The 17,378-nt window shown below is 37.4% G+C and carries 17 protein-coding genes; 7 read left to right on the forward strand and 10 right to left on the reverse strand.

Annotation, left to right across the window (positions count from 1 at the left end; genetic code table 11):
* Positions 1 to 282: hypothetical protein (locus EYS08_RS26095; protein WP_208745856.1), on the forward strand; the 282-nt coding region annotated here is incomplete at its 5' end.
* A gap of 68 nt (positions 283 to 350) precedes the next feature.
* Here EYS08_RS26095 and EYS08_RS17625 read toward each other — a convergent pair.
* Complete coding sequence (locus EYS08_RS17625) at positions 351 to 1,622, reverse strand: M16 family metallopeptidase (RefSeq protein ID WP_131031296.1); 1,272 nt, start codon at positions 1,620 to 1,622, stop codon at positions 351 to 353.
* Complete coding sequence (locus tag EYS08_RS17630; protein ID WP_131031297.1) at positions 1,615 to 2,859, reverse strand: M16 family metallopeptidase; 1,245 nt, start codon at positions 2,857 to 2,859, stop codon at positions 1,615 to 1,617. Before EYS08_RS17630 ends, EYS08_RS17625 begins: the two co-directional genes overlap by 8 nt.
* 245 nt (positions 2,860 to 3,104) lie before the next feature.
* On the opposite strand from EYS08_RS17630, the gene EYS08_RS17635 reads away from it, so the two are divergent.
* Positions 3,105 to 4,229, forward strand: a complete 1,125-nt coding sequence (locus EYS08_RS17635) for a CofH family radical SAM protein (RefSeq protein ID WP_131031299.1) — start codon at positions 3,105 to 3,107, stop codon at positions 4,227 to 4,229.
* 179 nt (positions 4,230 to 4,408) lie between these two features.
* Here EYS08_RS17635 and EYS08_RS17640 read toward each other — a convergent pair whose 3' ends face one another.
* Together EYS08_RS17640 and EYS08_RS17645 are read right to left on the reverse strand one after the other, a co-directional pair.
* Positions 4,409 to 5,305, reverse strand: a complete 897-nt coding sequence (locus EYS08_RS17640; RefSeq protein WP_131031301.1) for a ferritin-like domain-containing protein — start codon at positions 5,303 to 5,305, stop codon at positions 4,409 to 4,411.
* A gap of 19 nt (positions 5,306 to 5,324) precedes the next feature.
* Positions 5,325 to 6,050, reverse strand: a complete 726-nt coding sequence (locus EYS08_RS17645; RefSeq protein ID WP_131031303.1) for a ferritin-like domain-containing protein — start codon at positions 6,048 to 6,050, stop codon at positions 5,325 to 5,327.
* Between the two features lie 124 nt (positions 6,051 to 6,174).
* Here EYS08_RS17645 and EYS08_RS17650 point away from each other — a divergent pair, with 124 nt between their 5' ends.
* The 5 genes from EYS08_RS17650 to EYS08_RS17670 all read left to right on the forward strand — a co-directional run bounded on the left by EYS08_RS17650 (position 6,175) and on the right by EYS08_RS17670 (position 12,243).
* Complete coding sequence (locus EYS08_RS17650; RefSeq protein ID WP_131031305.1) at positions 6,175 to 6,960, forward strand: LytR/AlgR family response regulator transcription factor; 786 nt, start codon at positions 6,175 to 6,177, stop codon at positions 6,958 to 6,960.
* A complete protein-coding gene (locus EYS08_RS17655; protein ID WP_131031307.1) occupies positions 6,950 to 9,955 on the forward strand; it encodes a ligand-binding sensor domain-containing protein in 3,006 nt (1,001 codons plus the stop codon). The genes EYS08_RS17650 and EYS08_RS17655 overlap by 11 nt, the downstream gene beginning before the upstream one ends.
* Positions 9,956 to 10,206: 251 nt before the next feature.
* A complete protein-coding gene (gene scpB, locus EYS08_RS17660) occupies positions 10,207 to 10,773 on the forward strand; it encodes an SMC-Scp complex subunit ScpB (RefSeq protein ID WP_131031308.1) in 567 nt (188 codons plus the stop codon).
* An 87-nt stretch (positions 10,774 to 10,860) separates the two neighbouring features.
* The gene (locus tag EYS08_RS17665; protein ID WP_057935224.1) at positions 10,861 to 11,052 is read left to right on the forward strand and encodes a hypothetical protein; all 192 of its coding nucleotides are present in this window, start codon (positions 10,861 to 10,863) and stop codon (positions 11,050 to 11,052) included.
* 72 nt (positions 11,053 to 11,124) lie between these two features.
* Positions 11,125 to 12,243 carry a GNAT family N-acetyltransferase gene (locus EYS08_RS17670; protein WP_131031310.1) on the forward strand — a complete coding sequence of 373 codons (1,119 nt, stop codon included), beginning with the start codon at positions 11,125 to 11,127 and terminating at the stop codon, positions 12,241 to 12,243.
* Between the two features lie 119 nt (positions 12,244 to 12,362).
* Here the strand turns inward: EYS08_RS17670 and EYS08_RS17675 are convergent, their stop codons facing one another.
* The 6 genes from EYS08_RS17675 to tpiA form a co-directional block, all read right to left on the reverse strand.
* Entirely contained in the window at positions 12,363 to 13,295 is a 933-nt protein-coding gene (locus tag EYS08_RS17675) for an EamA family transporter (RefSeq protein WP_208745893.1), read from the reverse strand.
* A 4-nt stretch (positions 13,296 to 13,299) separates the two neighbouring features.
* Entirely contained in the window at positions 13,300 to 13,779 is a 480-nt protein-coding gene (locus EYS08_RS17680; protein ID WP_131031312.1) for an Lrp/AsnC family transcriptional regulator, read from the reverse strand.
* A 119-nt stretch (positions 13,780 to 13,898) separates the two neighbouring features.
* On the reverse strand, positions 13,899 to 14,219 hold the full coding sequence (locus EYS08_RS17685; protein WP_131031314.1) for a helix-turn-helix domain-containing protein: 321 nt from the start codon (positions 14,217 to 14,219) through the stop codon (positions 13,899 to 13,901).
* 103 nt (positions 14,220 to 14,322) lie between these two features.
* Positions 14,323 to 15,675, reverse strand: coding sequence for a UDP-N-acetylmuramate--L-alanine ligase (locus EYS08_RS17690; RefSeq protein WP_131031316.1), 1,353 nt, complete (start codon positions 15,673 to 15,675; stop codon positions 14,323 to 14,325).
* A gap of 88 nt (positions 15,676 to 15,763) precedes the next feature.
* Positions 15,764 to 16,603: a 50S ribosomal protein L11 methyltransferase gene (gene prmA, locus EYS08_RS17695; RefSeq protein ID WP_131031318.1), complete on the reverse strand. Its 840-nt coding sequence runs from the start codon at positions 16,601 to 16,603 to the stop codon at positions 15,764 to 15,766.
* Positions 16,604 to 17,365, reverse strand: a complete 762-nt coding sequence (gene tpiA / locus EYS08_RS17700) for a triose-phosphate isomerase (protein WP_131031320.1) — start codon at positions 17,363 to 17,365, stop codon at positions 16,604 to 16,606. It abuts the gene before it with no gap.
* Positions 17,366 to 17,378 lie beyond the last annotated feature (13 nt).

A 17,378-nucleotide genomic window follows, 5' to 3' on the forward strand; every position in this document is an offset into this window, starting at 1 on the left:
CAGCAGTTGCTACATAATGGTTGTACCAATGAAAAACGGATTAGCACGAATATATACCTCCTGTTGATGTTTATATGCCTGTTTATGCAAAAAATATTCTTGCCAGTTGTCAGATATGCCAAAGGCTCCGTTAGCTTGATCAAATGTGTAAAGTTCTTTGTATTGAACATGAAAGAGGTAATCGCTACAGGTAGAAAACAGTTCAGAGATATTATAGATAAGTACTGTAAATATGAAAAAAGAAACCACAGAATTAATTTAAACCAACTATTTTCAGCTTAACTTGACGCTCATGCGAAAGTTCGGGACTACGCTTCAGTCGAAATGACGAATAACGGGGGATATTATAATTATTTCTTCCCTATCACTACCTCGGTAAAATGATCGGTTGTTAGGTATTTGTTCGCCAAGGCTAATAATTCTTCAGCAGTAATGGTTTTAACCTTCTCTATATATTTAGTATAGTAATCGTAATCCAATCCTGCGAAATAAATGTTCTTGAATTTATCAGCGTGTGAGAACACATTTTCCAAACTGCCCAACATCGAACCCAACATATAGTTCCGAACAAGATCCAGCTCTTCTTCTCCTACCAGTTCGTTTTTCAATAGCTCTATTTCTTTATAAATCTCAGTTAATGCAGCCGAACAAACATCAGCACCAACTTCAGTAGCAATAAAAAGATAACCAGCCTGTTGTAGTGAAGAAACCCCAGAGCCAATACCGTAAGTATAGCCTTTATCTTCACGGATGTTATTCATTAAACGCGAGCCAAAGTAGCCACCTAAAACGGTATTTAAAATCTGAAGACCAGAAAAATCTTCATGTTTACGGTTAATGGCCAACTGACCAATTCTGATTGCAGACTGTAAAGCTTCTGGTTTTTCCGTATAAACAAACTGTTTTTTTGTTGAAGTAAATTTGAAACTGTTCTTTACCGCATTACTTTTTTCCCAATCTTGCCCAAAAGCATCGTTCAACAGGTTAAAGCTAACATCATCAAACTTACCTGAAACAATGATGGTACAGTTATTTGGTGCGTATGCGGCCTTAAAATAATCAACCAGATCTTCGCGTTTCAATGCATCGTAATGCGCTGCTTGTATATTTACGCCGTAAGCCGTATCGCCAAATAAAGCCTGTGCAAATTCTTTTCTCGAAAGAACATCGTTTTTCTTTAGGTTTACCTGTAGCTTTTGCTTTTGGTTTTGAATATAAATATCAAGTTCATGCTGTGGAAACTGGCTTTCTGATAAAACATCCTTCACAATCGGCAGTACTGAGTGTAAATGTTTATTTAAAGTGTACAGCGTAACCGAAGATTGATCCTGGGCATATTCTGTTTGGAAAAATGCACCATAAAAATCAATTTGTTCGGCTATTTCTTTCGCCGATAATCTATTTGTTCCATTATTGATCAACGTGCTTACCGCAATAGCCTGTAATGGTTTTTCGAGCTTCCAGTTTACGTTTTCAAAAATAAATTCGATACGCACAAGATCCTGTTCTCCGGAATAGATTGTAAAAACGGGCACACCATTATCCAATACTTTTTTTTCTGGATGGATAAAATTTATTTTCGATACCTGCTTAAAATCAGGCGCCTGTTGTCTGTTAAGCATTTTCTTCAGTTAAATAATATAAAGTTGATGATGAATTTGGTTGGAAAGTTTCATTGGATATCCGTTTAATATCTTCTGCTTTAACCTTTAAAAACTCTTCTGTTTCTTGATTTAATAATGCGGCATCACCTAAAAGCTCATAATAAGCCAGGTTCATCGCTTTGTCCAACAAACTCATTTCAGAAAAAACAAGTACAGATTCTACCTTGTTTTTTACCTTGATTAATTCGTTATCAGAAACCAGTTCGGCTTTTAATTTTTCCAGCTCTGCCCAGATGGCCTTTTCTGCAGTCTCGGTTGTTATTCCTTCCACCAATTTACCTTCAACAATAAACAAACCCGGATCTAAACTACTCGAGATGTAGGCATTAATATCGCTAAAAAGTTTCTGCTCTTTCAACAAGCTATTGTACAAGCGCGAAGACTGCCCACGTGATAAAATATCAGATAATAAATCAAAGGCATAATAATCCTGATTTAACCGCCCTGGTATTTTAAAAGCCATATAAATTGCATTTAAAGGCACATTTGCCTTCACAGTTTCTTGTCTCGCTTCTGTTTGCGGTTCTTCCTGAACTAAATCACGGTTGTACTTCTCTCCCGCGGGGATCGGTTCGAACCATTTTTCAGCCAGTTTTTTCACATCTTCGGTTTTCACATTTCCCCCCACAACCAAAATTGCATTTTGTGGTGTATAGTGTTTTTTGAAAAATGCCTTTACATCGTCCATTGTAGCGTTTTCGATATGCGAAAGCTCTTTTCCGATAGTTGCCCAACGGTAAGAATGCTTTTTATAAGCCAGCGGACGCAACTTTAACCAAACATCGCCATAAGGCTGGTTAAGATAACGTTGCTTAAACTCCTCACTCACCACATTTCTTTGTGTATCCAAACTCTTTTCAGAAAAAGCCAGGCTCAGCATACGGTCGCTTTCCAACCAAAATGCCGTTTCTATGTTTTCTGCAGGCAACGTGATGTAATAATTGGTAATATCATTACTCGTAAAAGCGTTGTTCTCACCACCTACGCGCTGCAAAGGCTCATCGTAATTTGGAATATTTACCGATCCGCCGAACATTAAATGCTCAAATAAGTGTGCAAAACCCGTTTTTTCCGGATCCTCATCACGTGCACCAACATCATATAAAATATTTAAAACTGCCATTGGTGTTGTCGCATCTTCATGCACCAAAACTTTTAAACCATTGGCAAGTGTAAAACGATTAAAATCTACCATATTAATTTTTAGAACCGTAAAGATATTGTTTTAAGGGAAATTGAAAGATGGAAAATGATGAAGAATGTAAAATGGCAAATCGTGGACAATTTAAGATAGAAAATGGATGGTCCATGATGTAAGACGGAAATGGATGATGGCAATTTCCCGCTATTCGCCAATCGCCTAACGCTTACTGCGTTTTTTTTGACAAACCTTAAACCTTAGCCCCTCAACCTTCCCTCCCTTTTCCTTATCTTTGTAGTATGAATACAGCCGATTTACTGCAAAGGGCATTACATTTCGATTTTTTAAGCCTTGAAGAAGGCGTACATTTATACCATCATGCCGATACGGCATCGTTGATGTTTGTAGCAAATGAATTAAGGAAAATCCAGGTACCCAGTGGCAAAGTAACCTGGCAGATCGACCGTAATGTTAACACGACTAACGTTTGCATTGCCAACTGTAAATTCTGTAATTTCTTCCGCAGGCCTGGTCACGATGAGAGTTATATCACTGATATTGAAACCTATAAGGTAAAAATTGAAGAAACTTTCCGCTTAGGTGGAGATCAGTTATTATTACAGGGCGGTCACCATCCGGATTTAGGCTTAGCCTTTTATGCCGATCTTTTCAAAAAACTAAAAGAATTATATCCTGATTTAAAATTGCACGCTTTGGGCCCGCCGGAAATTGCACATGTTGCAAAGCTTGAGGGCATCACGCATACTGAGGTATTAAAAGCTTTGAAAGAAGCCGGAATGGATTCACTTCCCGGTGCAGGTGCCGAAATTTTAAATGACCGTGTAAGGCGTTTAATTTCAAAAGGAAAATGTGGTGGACAGGAATGGCTTGATGTAATGCGTGCATGCCATCAATTAGATATTACCACATCAGCAACAATGATGTTTGGACATGTAGAAACCATTGAAGAGCGTTTTGAACATTTGGTATGGATCCGTCAGGTACAGAGCGAAAAGCCTGCTGATGCAAACGGATTCTTGGCTTTTATCCCCTGGCCTTTCCAGGACGACGGTACTTTATTAAAAAGACTTCGCGGCATCAGCAATAATGTAACAGCTGATGAATATATCCGAATGATTGCCCTGAGCCGTATCATGTTGCCTAATATTAAAAATATTCAGGCTAGTTGGTTAACCGTTGGCAAAGCAACCGCACAGCTTTGTTTACATGCAGGTGCAAATGATTTTGGATCGATTATGATCGAAGAAAATGTAGTATCGGCTGCTGGTGCACCACACCGTTTTACAGCAAATGGCATTCAGCAATCTATTAAAGCTGCCGGTTTCGAACCTCAGTTACGCGGACAAAAATACAACTACAGAGATTTACCAGAGCATTTGGAAGAACAGGTGATCATGTATTAGAGATGGATAAGGGATGGATAATGTGAAATGGAATATGTAGGATGGAAATATATTTTATTATACACATTGATCTTGAAATCCTATCATCTTAATAAATAAAGGGAAGTAAAACTACGTTCTACCTCCCTTACCTTAAACTAAACATTACCTAATTAATAATAATGTAAAAACTTTTGCTATTAAAGCTTTTTACCATCTTTCAAGAATAAGTTAGCAATGGTAATTACGCTAGCTTTATCTAACGGCTCATCGAAACTTTCTACAGCAGCAAATTTAGCCGCAGTTGCATTAGGCGCACCAGTAATATTTGCAATGTTAACATTTGCCTGTACAGTTAAATCTTCGCCAGCATAAACAGCATCTACCTGCGGAACTCCAGAATCATTTGCCTGACCTGAAGCACCAAGACTAACCCATGGTTTATATACTGCTGTACCAGCTGCTGTACGCATTTGACGAATATGTGCAGCATGGCGTGCCTCAACCGAGTGGATCTGTAAAGCAGTTTGCAATACTCCCGGACTTACCAATAAGTTTCCAGCCTGACCTTTATATGCTCTAACTCCAGTATCTTCAAAACCTTGTGCTACCGCTAAGAAGGTTCCATAATCAGAGTATACGGTACCAAATGTTCCACCTGCTCTAAAATCGGTATCCGCATAGGCAATAGGTGCCCGTGCCGAACTTCCCAAAGCGCCTACTAATAAATCAACGTGTGCCTTTTCATGATCACGAATGGTAGTAATGGCTGCTTGGCTAGCTGCATTGGGAAAATTAAAAGTAACATCAGTCACTGATGATCCTGGAGTCTTCCCTACAATACAGTGATTATAAAAATGATATTCCAGATACTCTAATGCCAATGCAAAGTTTAATACATCAACAACTGCAGCAGGTAATGCTGTTTGTCCATATGCTTTTTGAAACATTGAACCTAGGGCTAGCGGCATAGCAGCTAAAGAGATTTTTTTTCCCATATTGAAAAAGCTTTTCATTGCGGCTCTTCTCGGATTTAATCTCTCATAGATTTCACCGTCAACTTTTTCAAGTTCTTCTAATATATTTACGATATTCATGATTTTCTGATTTTAAAAATTAAAGATTGATAACATTAATTTTGGTTTTGATATATTTTCCAGCAATGGCTAGCACCTTATCTGGTGTTAAAGCTGCATCTAAACCACCTGCGTTATTGGCACCCAATGGAGCAAGGCTATTAAGATCAGCAAATGTTCCATTCGAGATCAGATCACGTACATAAGCTGCGTGGCGGGCTTCAACCGAAACAATCTTACCAGCTAATAATAAAAAAGTTGCACTTTTAAGTCTTGGTCCAGCACCATTATATGCCGCTACGCCCAAATCTTCGAAAGCCATTGCCGTTCCTAAAACACTAGTAGAACTTGTAAAATCAATTGATGAAAAATCTACCTCCAAACTTCCGATTGCGGCGGTACTTAAAGCAGCTTTAAAGAACTCCCTGTGTGCAATCTCATGGAACTGGATATCCTGGAAGTATGCTTTTTGAGCTGCTGTGAAACTTGCAGGCGGAGCAGAAGCAACCTTCACGTAAAATGCAGCTTCTAATTGCTCTAAAGCGTACGCATAGTTTAACACACCGAAATCATTTTTAAAATCTAGCGTAGCACCTCCCATCATAGGATTCTCATAACCCCGATCTTTTTTACAACCTGCTGCTACCAAGGCAATGCCAGCAGCGCCTGCACCTGCATACTGAAGAAAAGATCTTCTGCCTACAGTTTTGTCAAATAAACTTTTTTCCTGAAGTTCATTTTTTGTTTCTAGTTCATTGTGTTTCATAGTAATCTATGTTTAGTGGTTTTGAATTCGTTTGATGATACATACGTGACAATCAGATCACTGGTTTTTTTGATTTGCATTTTTTTTTATAAGCGCATTTTAATACATTCACCAACCTATAGTTATGACAACATTAAAAGCCATTATTGTTGATGATGAGGAGTTTGCCCGGTCATCATTGTTTTTTTTACTGCAACAGAACTGTCCACAGGTAGAAATTACCGGTATTGCAAGATCTGTAGCGGAAGCAAAAGATATTCTGGCACACCATCCTATTGATTTAATCTTTCTGGATATAGCAATGCCCGGAGGGAATGGTTTCGAATTAATTCCTGATGCTCAAAAACATAATGTAGCAGTTATATTTACTACCGCTTACGATCAATATGCACTGAAAGCGATTAAAGCTAACGCACTCGATTATTTATTAAAACCAATTGATATTGATGAGCTTAAAATCGCTGTAGATAAGGTTTTTCAGCATATTAAGCGCTTTAAAGGTCAGAATGAGAATGATGAAAGAATCAACAACCTGGCTTCCAGTTTAAGCTCAAGATCCGAAATCAAGAAGCTTACCCTTCCCTATGGCCAAGGTTTTAAAATGATTGATATAGATGATATCATCTATATCGAAGCCGATAGTAATTACTCTATTGTACACTTAAATAACCATGATAAAATAACGGTTTCGAAAGTTTTACGGGAATTTGAAGAACTTTTACCGAGCGACCAATTTGTACGGATCCATAAGTCGAGCATTATCAACCTTAACCATTTAAAAGAGTATAATTCTAAAAACGGACTTCAGGTTTTCTTAAAAAATGGAGAAAGTATTAATATCTCGCGCAGAAGAGCAAGCGATTTTTTTGAAAAAATAAAATTATTTACAAAGGCGAACAGTGACCACTAAACTAAGCAAAAAAGCGCTTTTATTTGCTGAAAAAGCAATCCTGAAGTTAAACTTCAGCCGCTATTTTATTGCTTTTTTATTCGGGCTTATTACATTTAACGCTCCAAAAACCTTGCTTGCTCAAACCACTTACCTCCCCCATTATAATACTAAAAATGGGCTGGCCAGCAACAACTGTTATTACATTTTACAGGATAAAAAAGGCTTTATCTGGATTGCAACGGATAATGGATTGAGCCGTTTTGATGGTACAAATTTCCAGAATTTTACGATCGAAGATGGACTGCCCGATACCCAGATCCTTCAGATGAAAGAAGACAAAGATGGACGCTTGTGGTTTTTTGCCTTAAACGGCCAGCTCAGCTACTTAAAAGAAGGAAAGTTTTACAACCAGGATAACGACGAACTGCTTAAAAAGCTGAACTTTAATACGGTAATTGTTTCCTTTTTAGTAGATAAACTTGGCCGAATTTGGCTCGGAACAAACGCCAACCTGATTGTTTGCTGGGACGGTAAAACGATCAAAAAGTATATTTCGCCTAATCTAAATGACAAGTTTATCAATGCCTTTATACACGAAGATGAGCATGGAAACATATTTGCCTATAGTGACTTAAGCGTTCAAAAGTTTGATGGAAAAACTTTTTCGATGGTCAAATCAAAAGTGCAGCCCATTTCCTACATGACTGCTGTCAATTCTACGCACAGATCTTTATTTTATCTGGATGCTGGCGGCTTAAAACAATATAGACATGGAAGTATCAACGATCTCATACCGATTCCTCAGAATCTGATCAAAAACATGTCGGGATATTTTTATTACGATGTTACTGCCAAAGAGGTTTGGTTGTCGAATGCCAATGGAGCCTTCGCGCTCAATAAAAGCGGAAAAACAGTACAATATCTTCAGGATATTTCTGTTAACCAGGTCATAAAGGATAATAACCAGAACATGTGGTTTGCCACCAATCAGGGAATTTACATGCTCCCTAATGCAAATAATCGCTTATCCATCATTGATGCCGAATCGGGCCTGAGCAGCAACGTAATTAAAAGCATTACCAAAGATGGAAAAAACCGCCTGTGGCTAGGCACCGATGATGCCGTAATCGATGTGTTAACCATCAATAATTACCAGGTAGACGAAATAGGTTTAGACGATTTCAAGAAATACAAAACCATTAAACAGGTTACTTTCGACCCAAAAGATCAATCTATATATTTTGCATCCGATTATGGAATGGGTGTTTTTAAGAACATTTATAACGGCAGTAATGAAGTAAGTTATTTAAAAGAATCGAACAACTCCATGTTCGTAATTAAACACTTTAGCGTGGGCGAAAATAACAATCACCTCGCCTTAGCCCTTTCATCAGGTGTTGTTTTCTTATCGGACAGAAGAAATAAATTCGAATTTAACGCTGCTAAGTACCGCGAAAAGGAAGATTTTTTTAAAGACAGATCTTATCACGTTTTTTACGACCGCGAAGGGAATTTGTGGTTTTCGAATATTAACGGCCTATCTCAATTTTCGAAAGGGAAATTAATTAAACATTACGAAAATCATCCACTGCTTACCAAAAGGATAAACGATATTCAGCAGCTTGCAGACGGCACTTTGATCTTGGCAACAGATGGTTACGGTTTAATTTTCTATAAGAACAGGCAGATTACCCGACAGATTACCCAAAAAGATGGCCTAACCAATAATATCTGCACCAAAATATTTGTAAAAAACAACGAAATATGGGTATTAACAAACAAAGGTGTAAATAAAATAGCCGATTATCCTAGTCAATTCAGCGTGACCAATTTCGACTATGGTAAGGATCTTTTGAGTGATGACATCAACAGCTTGTTTATTGATGATAGCACGGCCTATTTTGCAACAAACAAAGGCCTGATCCTATTTAAGTACAACAATAAAAACATAGTTAAGAATCTTCCTAAGGTTTACGTTACTTCTATTATTAAAGATAATGAGCGTTTGCCGATTGATCAAGGTAATTTTACTTTCGAAACTGGTAACAATACCATTCTATTTACCTTTAGTGCAGTCGATTTTACCACGAGTGACATAACTTATCGTTACCGCTTAAATGAAAATTCAGCATGGGTAGAAACCCGCACAAGGCGGTTAGATTTTTCTTCACTACAATCAGGCGATTACATATTTGAGGTAAGTGCCAAAAGCCAAAACGGTAATTGGGGCGAATCGGCAAAAATCGCCTTTACCATTAAAAAGCATTTTTGGCAAAGCTTATGGTTCTTATCTATTTTGATATTGCTGGTAGCCTATATTTTTTATAAAGTGGCTGTTTATATTACCCGTAAGCAAAAAGATAAAGAGCAAGAGCAATTGTTGTTAAAAAACAAAGTGCTGATGCTCGAACAACAGGCCTTACAAGCGATGATGAATCCACATTTTGTTTTCAACGTGATGAATTCGATCCAGCATTATATCAATACGCAAAATACGGCTTCAGCAAATAAGGTTTTAACGGGCTTTGCCAGATTGATCAGAAAGAACCTGGAGATCTGTACCAAAAGCTACATCTCTTTAGAAGAAGAACTAGAATACTTAAATCTTTATTTAAAGCTAGAGAAGAACCGTTTTGGCGATAAATTAAAATACATTTTTAATATTGATGAAGAAATTGATAAAGAAGAAACCTTTATCCCGTCTATGCTGTTGCAACCCTACGTAGAAAATGCAATTTGGCATGGCATTATGCCAAAAGAAACCGGTGGCGAAATCCTGATCAACATTAAACTGAAAGATGAATTCTACCTTAACATCGAAATTATTGATGATGGGATTGGAATTGACAACTCTTTAAAGGATAAAAAGGAAACCCACATTAGTAAAGGAATGCAGTTAACCAAAGAAAGATTGCACCTTTTAGGTCAGATTGGAGCAAAACCTATACACTTAAACGTTAGGCAGAATACCACAAATGGTACAACAGTATCGATTTCTATACCATTAAAATAGAAAATTTACCGTTTACTCAATTATTAATACCACTCACTAAATAGAATCTTGATCGAACCCTGTTTAGCCTTAAACTTGTGTTAGAAATAAACGATAGTGTTTATCAAAGACGTTCTTATAGAATTGATATAGATATTTAATAACCTAACCTAAAACTATATCTTAATTCAGGTTTCATTTGTGTGTTGAAAGCGGTCTTGTTTTTAAAAGCGAGACCGCTTTTTTTATGCCCAAAAATTCTATTTTTGTATATGCTCAATCACAACATTACCAGACACATCGAAGCCCTTGTATTCTCTTCAAGCCAAAGCATCGGTATGCAAGAAATTATACTTGCCCTAAATGCTGTTTTCAATGAAGAATTTACCGAAACACAGGTATTCGAAAGCATAGAGCAGATTAAAGAAAAATATAGCCATGATGATTTTGCCATCGAATTGGTATTCTTAAACAATGGTTATCAGTTTCTCACCAAAAAAGATTACCATGAAACGGTTAATCAACTTCAGTTACACCGCTCGAAGAAAAAATTAAGTCAGGCCGCAATGGAAACCCTTGCCATTATTGCCTACCGCCAACCGATAACCAAATTGGAAATCGAACAGATTAGAGGAGTAAACTCAGATTATTCAGTGCAACGCCTGCTGGAAAAAGAGCTAATCAGTATCGATGGAAAAGCAGAAACTCCCGGCAGGCCCATCCTGTACAGCACAAGCACATTATTTATGGATTATTTTGGTTTAAATAACCTAAACCAGCTTCCTCAGTTGAAAGACATCGTAAAAGAGGAAAATACTGTTGGAGAAAATGTGGAATAAATAAATTAATTTCTTTGCTTCCAGATTGTTATTAAAAAAAGTTTTTTTGTATTTTTAAACTATAAAAGCAATTTTTATTTTTGTGTTATGAAAGCGCCAAAGAAACTACCAACTAAGCCGACTACCAAGAAACAGGTAGACGAAGATGATGATCTTGAAGATGACGATATTCAAACAACGAAAAAGAAGCCTCAAGATGATGACGATGATGATTTTGATATGCCATTAGATGATCTTGACAACTTCGATAATTTCGACGATGACGACGACGACTATTAATATTTAAAAAACATATATTTGAAAAAGCATCCTCCCGCTTGGTAGGATGCTTTTTAATTTTAAAATCTGCCCATGCAAGTTATACCAGTAAGCAATCCATCACTAAAAAAAGACTTTCTAAACACACCCAAAATCCTATATAAAAACGACAAAAACTGGATCTGTCCCTTGGATAGTGAGGTAGAAAATGTTTTTAACGCAGAAAAAAACACCTTTTTCGCGCATGGAAAATGTACACGCTGGATTTTAAAAGATGATGCAGGAAAACTGATCGGTCGTGTTGCAGCTTTTATTAATGAAAAAAAAGCCTACCACAACGACCAACCAACCGGTGGTATGGGATTTTTTGAATGTATTGATAATGAAAAAGCTGCCTTTCTTTTATTCGATACAGCCAAAACCTGGTTAACCGAAAACGGAATGAAAGCAATGGACGGTCCGATTAATTTTGGCGAAAACGATAGCTTCTGGGGCCTATTGGTTGAGGGCTTTACCCCTCCTTCTTTCGGAATGAACTATAACTTTCCATACTATCAGAAATTTTTCGAAAAATATGGCTTTGTTACCGAATACGAACAATTGACCAACCATATTAACCTAACTATTCCCTTCCCAGAACGTTTTACAAAAATTGCCAACTGGGTAAGAAATAAACCAGGTTATACTTTCGAATATTTCAGTAAAACCAATTCGAGCAAATACATTAACGATTTAATGGAAATTTATAACGATGGCTGGCAGGATTTCGAAAACTTTGTGCCTATTAAAAAAGAAACGCTCGAAGAAAGCTTTAAAAGCATGGAACCTATTATGGATGAACATTTGATCCAGTTTGCCTACTTTAATGGCGAACCGGCATCTTTTGTGGTATTGATTCCCGATGCGAACCAGATGATTAAAGGTTTTGATGGAAAACTTGGCTTAATTGAAAAATTAAAGTTTGCTTACCGCCGCTGGGTGGGCGTTACCCGCATGAGGGCAATTGTAATGGGTACCAAACCTAAGTTCCAAAAACATGGCCTGGAATCGGTACTTTTTATCCGTTTAGGCGAATACGTACTTCCTAAAAACCAGTACAAAGAGCTTGAATTGAGTTGGGTAGGTGATTTTAACGAACAGATGATTGCCATCCATAAAGCCACCGGTGCTACCTTTGGTAAAAAGCACCTTACCATGCGGAAAATCTTTTAAATTAAATCGTCATTGCGAGAAGGCTTTTCAGCCGACGAAGCAATCTTAATTCGGTAGTATTTATCTAATTGAAAGATTGCTTCGTCGTTCCTCCTCGCAATGACGATTTTGCCGAGAACTTAGCCTGCACTTTTATATTTCGGCAGATTAATTAAAAGTACACTTCCTAAAATAATCACTAAACCAATAATCTGCGTAAGGCCGATCACTTCGTTGGTAAAAGTTAAACTCAGTAAAACAGCCACTACCGGGTTTACATATGCATAGGTGCTCACTTGCGTAGCCGGGCGCACCTTTAACAGCCACACATAAGCACTAAATGCTACAATTGAACCAAACAGAATAAGGTAAACAATAGATAGCCAGGCATCAAGTGAAATATTCCTCCAATCGAGTAATTTAAACTCAGATTTCAAAAAACCTCCAGGTAAAAAAGCTAAACTCGCCATTAACATCTGCCAGCCTGTATTTACCGATACCGAACTACCCGTGGTTGGATGATATTTTGAGTAAAGCGATCCCCCAGCCCAGGCTATTGGCCCGAAAACAAGTAATACCATGCCTATAATCTGCAAGTTGCTCTGAGGTTTATCAAGCGCTTGTACAATCTGGCCTCCAAACAAGAGCACTACGCCCAAAAAGCCAATTACTAAACCCGATACAATGTACTTATTGCTCAGGTTTTCTTTCCAATGCGATTTATCTAAAATAACGAACCATATTGCTGCCGAGGCAACCATAATGGCTACTAAACCGCTTGGAATAAACTGCTCTACCCAAATCACGATACCGTTGCCAAGGCCCAACATTAAAATGCCGCTTACTGCAGCAATTTTGATGGTTTTTAGGTTAAAAATATCTTCACCATTAATCTTGCACCAGCTTAACATCAGCACTCCCGCAATAGAAAAACGGAAAGCGCCTAAAATAAAAGGTGGGAAACCAGCCAATGCTTTCTGGATAAAAAAGTAAGTAGAGCCCCAAACGATGTATACTATAGCAAATGCGAAGTAAACCATTACCGGCGATGCTGTTTTATTTAAATTTGCCATATGCTTATTTTTCAGGAATTACTAATTTTTGTTGCTCTTTCACGGTCTCCAGTACAATCGTGGTTTTAACCGACAAAATATTCGGAATCTTACTAAATTCATCTCGCAGTAAAGCCATTAATGAGGCAGAATCTGCTGTCCTCACCTTAATCAGAAAGCAATCATCTCCTGCAATTACGTGTACTTCTTGCACATCAGGTATTTTTGCCAGTTCGTTTGCCGTATCACTACAGCCCAAACTTTGAGATGATTTCATTGAAATAAAGGCCAGTAATTTTAAATCAAGCGCAATAGGATTTATCCGGGCATTATATTGGGTAATTACATTCTTCTTTTCCAATTTCTTTACCCGCTCCAACACAGCTGAAGGAACCAGGTCTAATGCTTTCGCTAAATCTACATTCGAGATCCGCGCATTATCCTGCATAAGTCTGAGTATAGCCAGATCGATATGATCTAAACTAAAATTGTTTTCGATTGCCATTCTATAAAATTATAAATTTTTAGAATAAAATTCAAAATATTTTAATTAAAAATGAATTTTATTCTTTAATAGAATTTTATAATGACAATTAATCGAATAAACAATAGATAAACCGAATTTTATATCCCCAGTTTATCATACAGATCGATCACTTTTTTACGAAGTTTATTAATCTCTTCTTCTTTGTCTATCAGTTCCTTTTTAAGCGCGGTTAGTTCTTCAGATGAATTAGATCCTTCTGATTGTCCAGCGATCAGTTGCATTACCGGAACCTTAAAAGTTTTGGAAATCTGGAGTAAACGGGAAATATTGAGATCGGTTTGGCCTGTCTCTATTTTACAAAAGGCCGGAGTAGAAATATTAAGTTTTTTAGCGGCATCCGCCTGACTTAAGCCTAAGGCCAGCCTGCTTTGCTTAATGTGATCTCCGATGCTTTTCATATTTTTTTTTAGATATTAGATTTGAGACACATATATATCAAGAGACGTATCAAAGCTACGAGATTTGAGCAAATGAATTCGTCTCAAATCTCACGTCTCTTATCTATCTCTTTAAAGCAGCCGCCAGTTCAGGCAAATCGAAACCTGCGTAATTACCAGAGCTCATCATGAGTAGATTAGCGTTTTTATAATTCAAGCTCAGTAAATAAGCTTTTAACTTTGCTGCATCATTAAAAAACTTCAGTTTTGGATTAGCAAAAGCCTGCTGAACATCATCTTCTGAAAAAGGCTCCATCCGTTTTTGTTCGAAAGATTTAATATCAATAAATACGATTGCCTCATCGGCTTTATCCATTGCGCCTATATATTCTTTCAGGAAATCTTTGTTCAAGCTGCTAAAAGTATGCAATTCAATACAAGCTACCAGTTTTCGGTTGGCAAACTGTCCTTTAACCGCATCAATCGTAGCTTTTAACTTTGATGGCGAATGTGCAAAGTCTTTGTAAACGTTGGTTGATTCATCAGCTGAGATGACTTCTAAACGTTTAGCTGCACCAGTAAATGAAGAAATAGCTGCATCAAACTCGGCTTCATCGATTTCTAATTGTTTGCACACTAATTTAGCTGCATTCAGGTTCATCAGGTTGTGGTCACCAAATATCTTTAAAGCCGTTTCTTCTGGGAGCAGATAGGTTATTCCGTTTCTAATTTCATGCGCTGGAATAGCATAAGCAATTTTTGAAACATTGGCTTTCGATTGCGTTACAATTTCATTTAAATCAACGTCTGCTTCACAATAAATTAAAGTTCCGTTATTCTCAATGGTATCTATAAATTTATCAAACTGCGAAGTATAATCGGCATAAGTTGGAAAAACATTGATGTGATCCCATGCAATACCACTAATTACAGCCACATTTGCCTTGTAAAGATGAAATTTAGGTCTTCTATCAATCGGTGAAGATAAATACTCATCTCCTTCAATAATCATTATGGGTGCTTCTTCGGTAACCTTTACCATGGTTTCGAAGCCGGCCAGCTGTGCACCAACCAAATAATCGAAATCGCGTTTATAGTAATTCAGCACATGCAAAATCATACTGGTAATGGTTGTTTTACCATGGCTACCGCCAATTACTACGCGTAACTTATTTTTGCTTTGCTCGTAAATATATTCAGGATAAGAATAGATTTTAACGCCCAATTGTTGCGCTTTCAACAACTCGGGATTGTCCATGCGCGCATGCATGCCTAAAATAACCGCATCCAGATTGTTTGAAATGCGGTTTTCATCCCAACCCATTTCAGTCGGTAATAGTCCGTACTTATCTAAACGGGATTTTGCAGGTTCGAAAATCACATCATCAGATCCCGAAATTTGATACCCTTTTTTATGTAAGGCGATGGCCAGATTGTGCATTGCACTTCCACCAATCGCAATAAAATGTATGCGCATATTAATTAATTTTGAATGAGAGAAGGACTGAATGTGTGAATGGATGTTGTGTTAAAACTCAATCATTCGCTCATTCAAAATTCAACCATTATTTTTTCTCGAACTGAGCCGCAACCCAATCGCCATTTTGTTTATGATCGATGTATTTGATGCCGTATTTAGCGCATTCAGCGGTAATCATTCCTAAATCAGGATCTAAATAAAATCCACTGAAGAAAATTTTGCCTCCAGCTTTCAATACCTCGGCGTAACGGTGAATCTGATCCAGAAGTATATTTCTATTGATATTGGCAAAAATAACATCATATTCATCGTTAGGAATCACCTCTTTACTACCACAAATCGCTTTTAGATTATCTACCTGGTTAAGTGCGGCATTTTCTAGCGTACTTTCATAGCAGATATCATCATAATCAATAGCCACCAAGCTTTTAGCACCTAGTTTTGCAGCCAGAATGGCCAAAATTCCGGTACCACAGCCCATATCCAGGATATTTTTATCCTTTAAATCGGCCGCTAAAATATACTGCATTACCATGGTGGTTGTTTGATGATGACCAGTACCGAAAGCCATTTTAGGATCGATTACAATCTCGTACGGATATGATGGCTGTGGCTCGTGAAAGGTTGCCCTCACATAACATACATCATCAATAATTAGCGGACTAAAATTTTTCTCCCATTCGGCATTCCAGTTTTCATCGGCAACATCTTCTAAAGTATAATCAGTTGCAAACTCTTCACTATAATTTGCCAAGAGGTTTTTTAATTCTTGCTCATTAAAATTATCCTTGATTACGAAAGCCGTAAAACCACCCTCACTATCTTCGAAAGTATCGAAGCCTAAATCGGCAAGATCACTGATAAGCAGATCCTGCTGATAATCTTCGATACTTTTGAATGTAAATATTGCTTTTGTGTATTGCATTTAGCTGTTTAATGCTTTAATAATATCTATAAAATCGCGTGATTTTAACGATGCACCGCCAATTAGACCGCCATCAATATCGTTTTGAGAAAATAAACTTGCAGCATTGCCTGGGTTACAGCTACCACCATATAAAATGGTTGTATCGTCGGCCACATTAAAACCATAATTAGCTTGAATTTCACTGCGGATAAAAGCATGAATATCTTGCGCTTGCTCTGGAGAAGCCGTTAAACCTGTGCCAATAGCCCAAACTGGCTCGTAAGCAATAACTATTTTTCTGAAGTCTTCTTCAGTTAAACTAAAAATACCTTCTACCAACTGTTTTTTTAATACTTCATAATAGCTACCGTTGTTACGCTCGTCTAAAGTTTCGCCAATGCAGAATATTGGTGTTAAGCCATTCGCCAAGGCAACTTTAGTTTTTTCAGCTAATAAAGCATCGCTTTCAGCAAAATATTGTCTGCGTTCTGAGTGACCCAAAATAACGTATTCTGCACCAACAGATTTCACCATTTTAGCTGAAGTTTCGCCTGTATATGCACCACTTTCTTTATCACTAATATTTTGAGCGCCAATTTTAACATCGTTACCACCCAATTTTGCCAAGCTGTTTAAGTGAATAAACGGTGAGCAAATAATAGCCAGCTGATCGCCTTTGCGCTCATCTTTAACCATATTAACGATTTCGCTGAATAACGAAACACCTTCGTTATAATCTAAGTTCATTTTCCAGTTACCGGCAACAATCTTTTTTCTCATTTTGTATTATTTA

Source organism: Pedobacter kyonggii, from assembly GCF_004310665.1.
Lineage (GTDB): Bacteria > Bacteroidota > Bacteroidia > Sphingobacteriales > Sphingobacteriaceae > Pedobacter > Pedobacter kyonggii.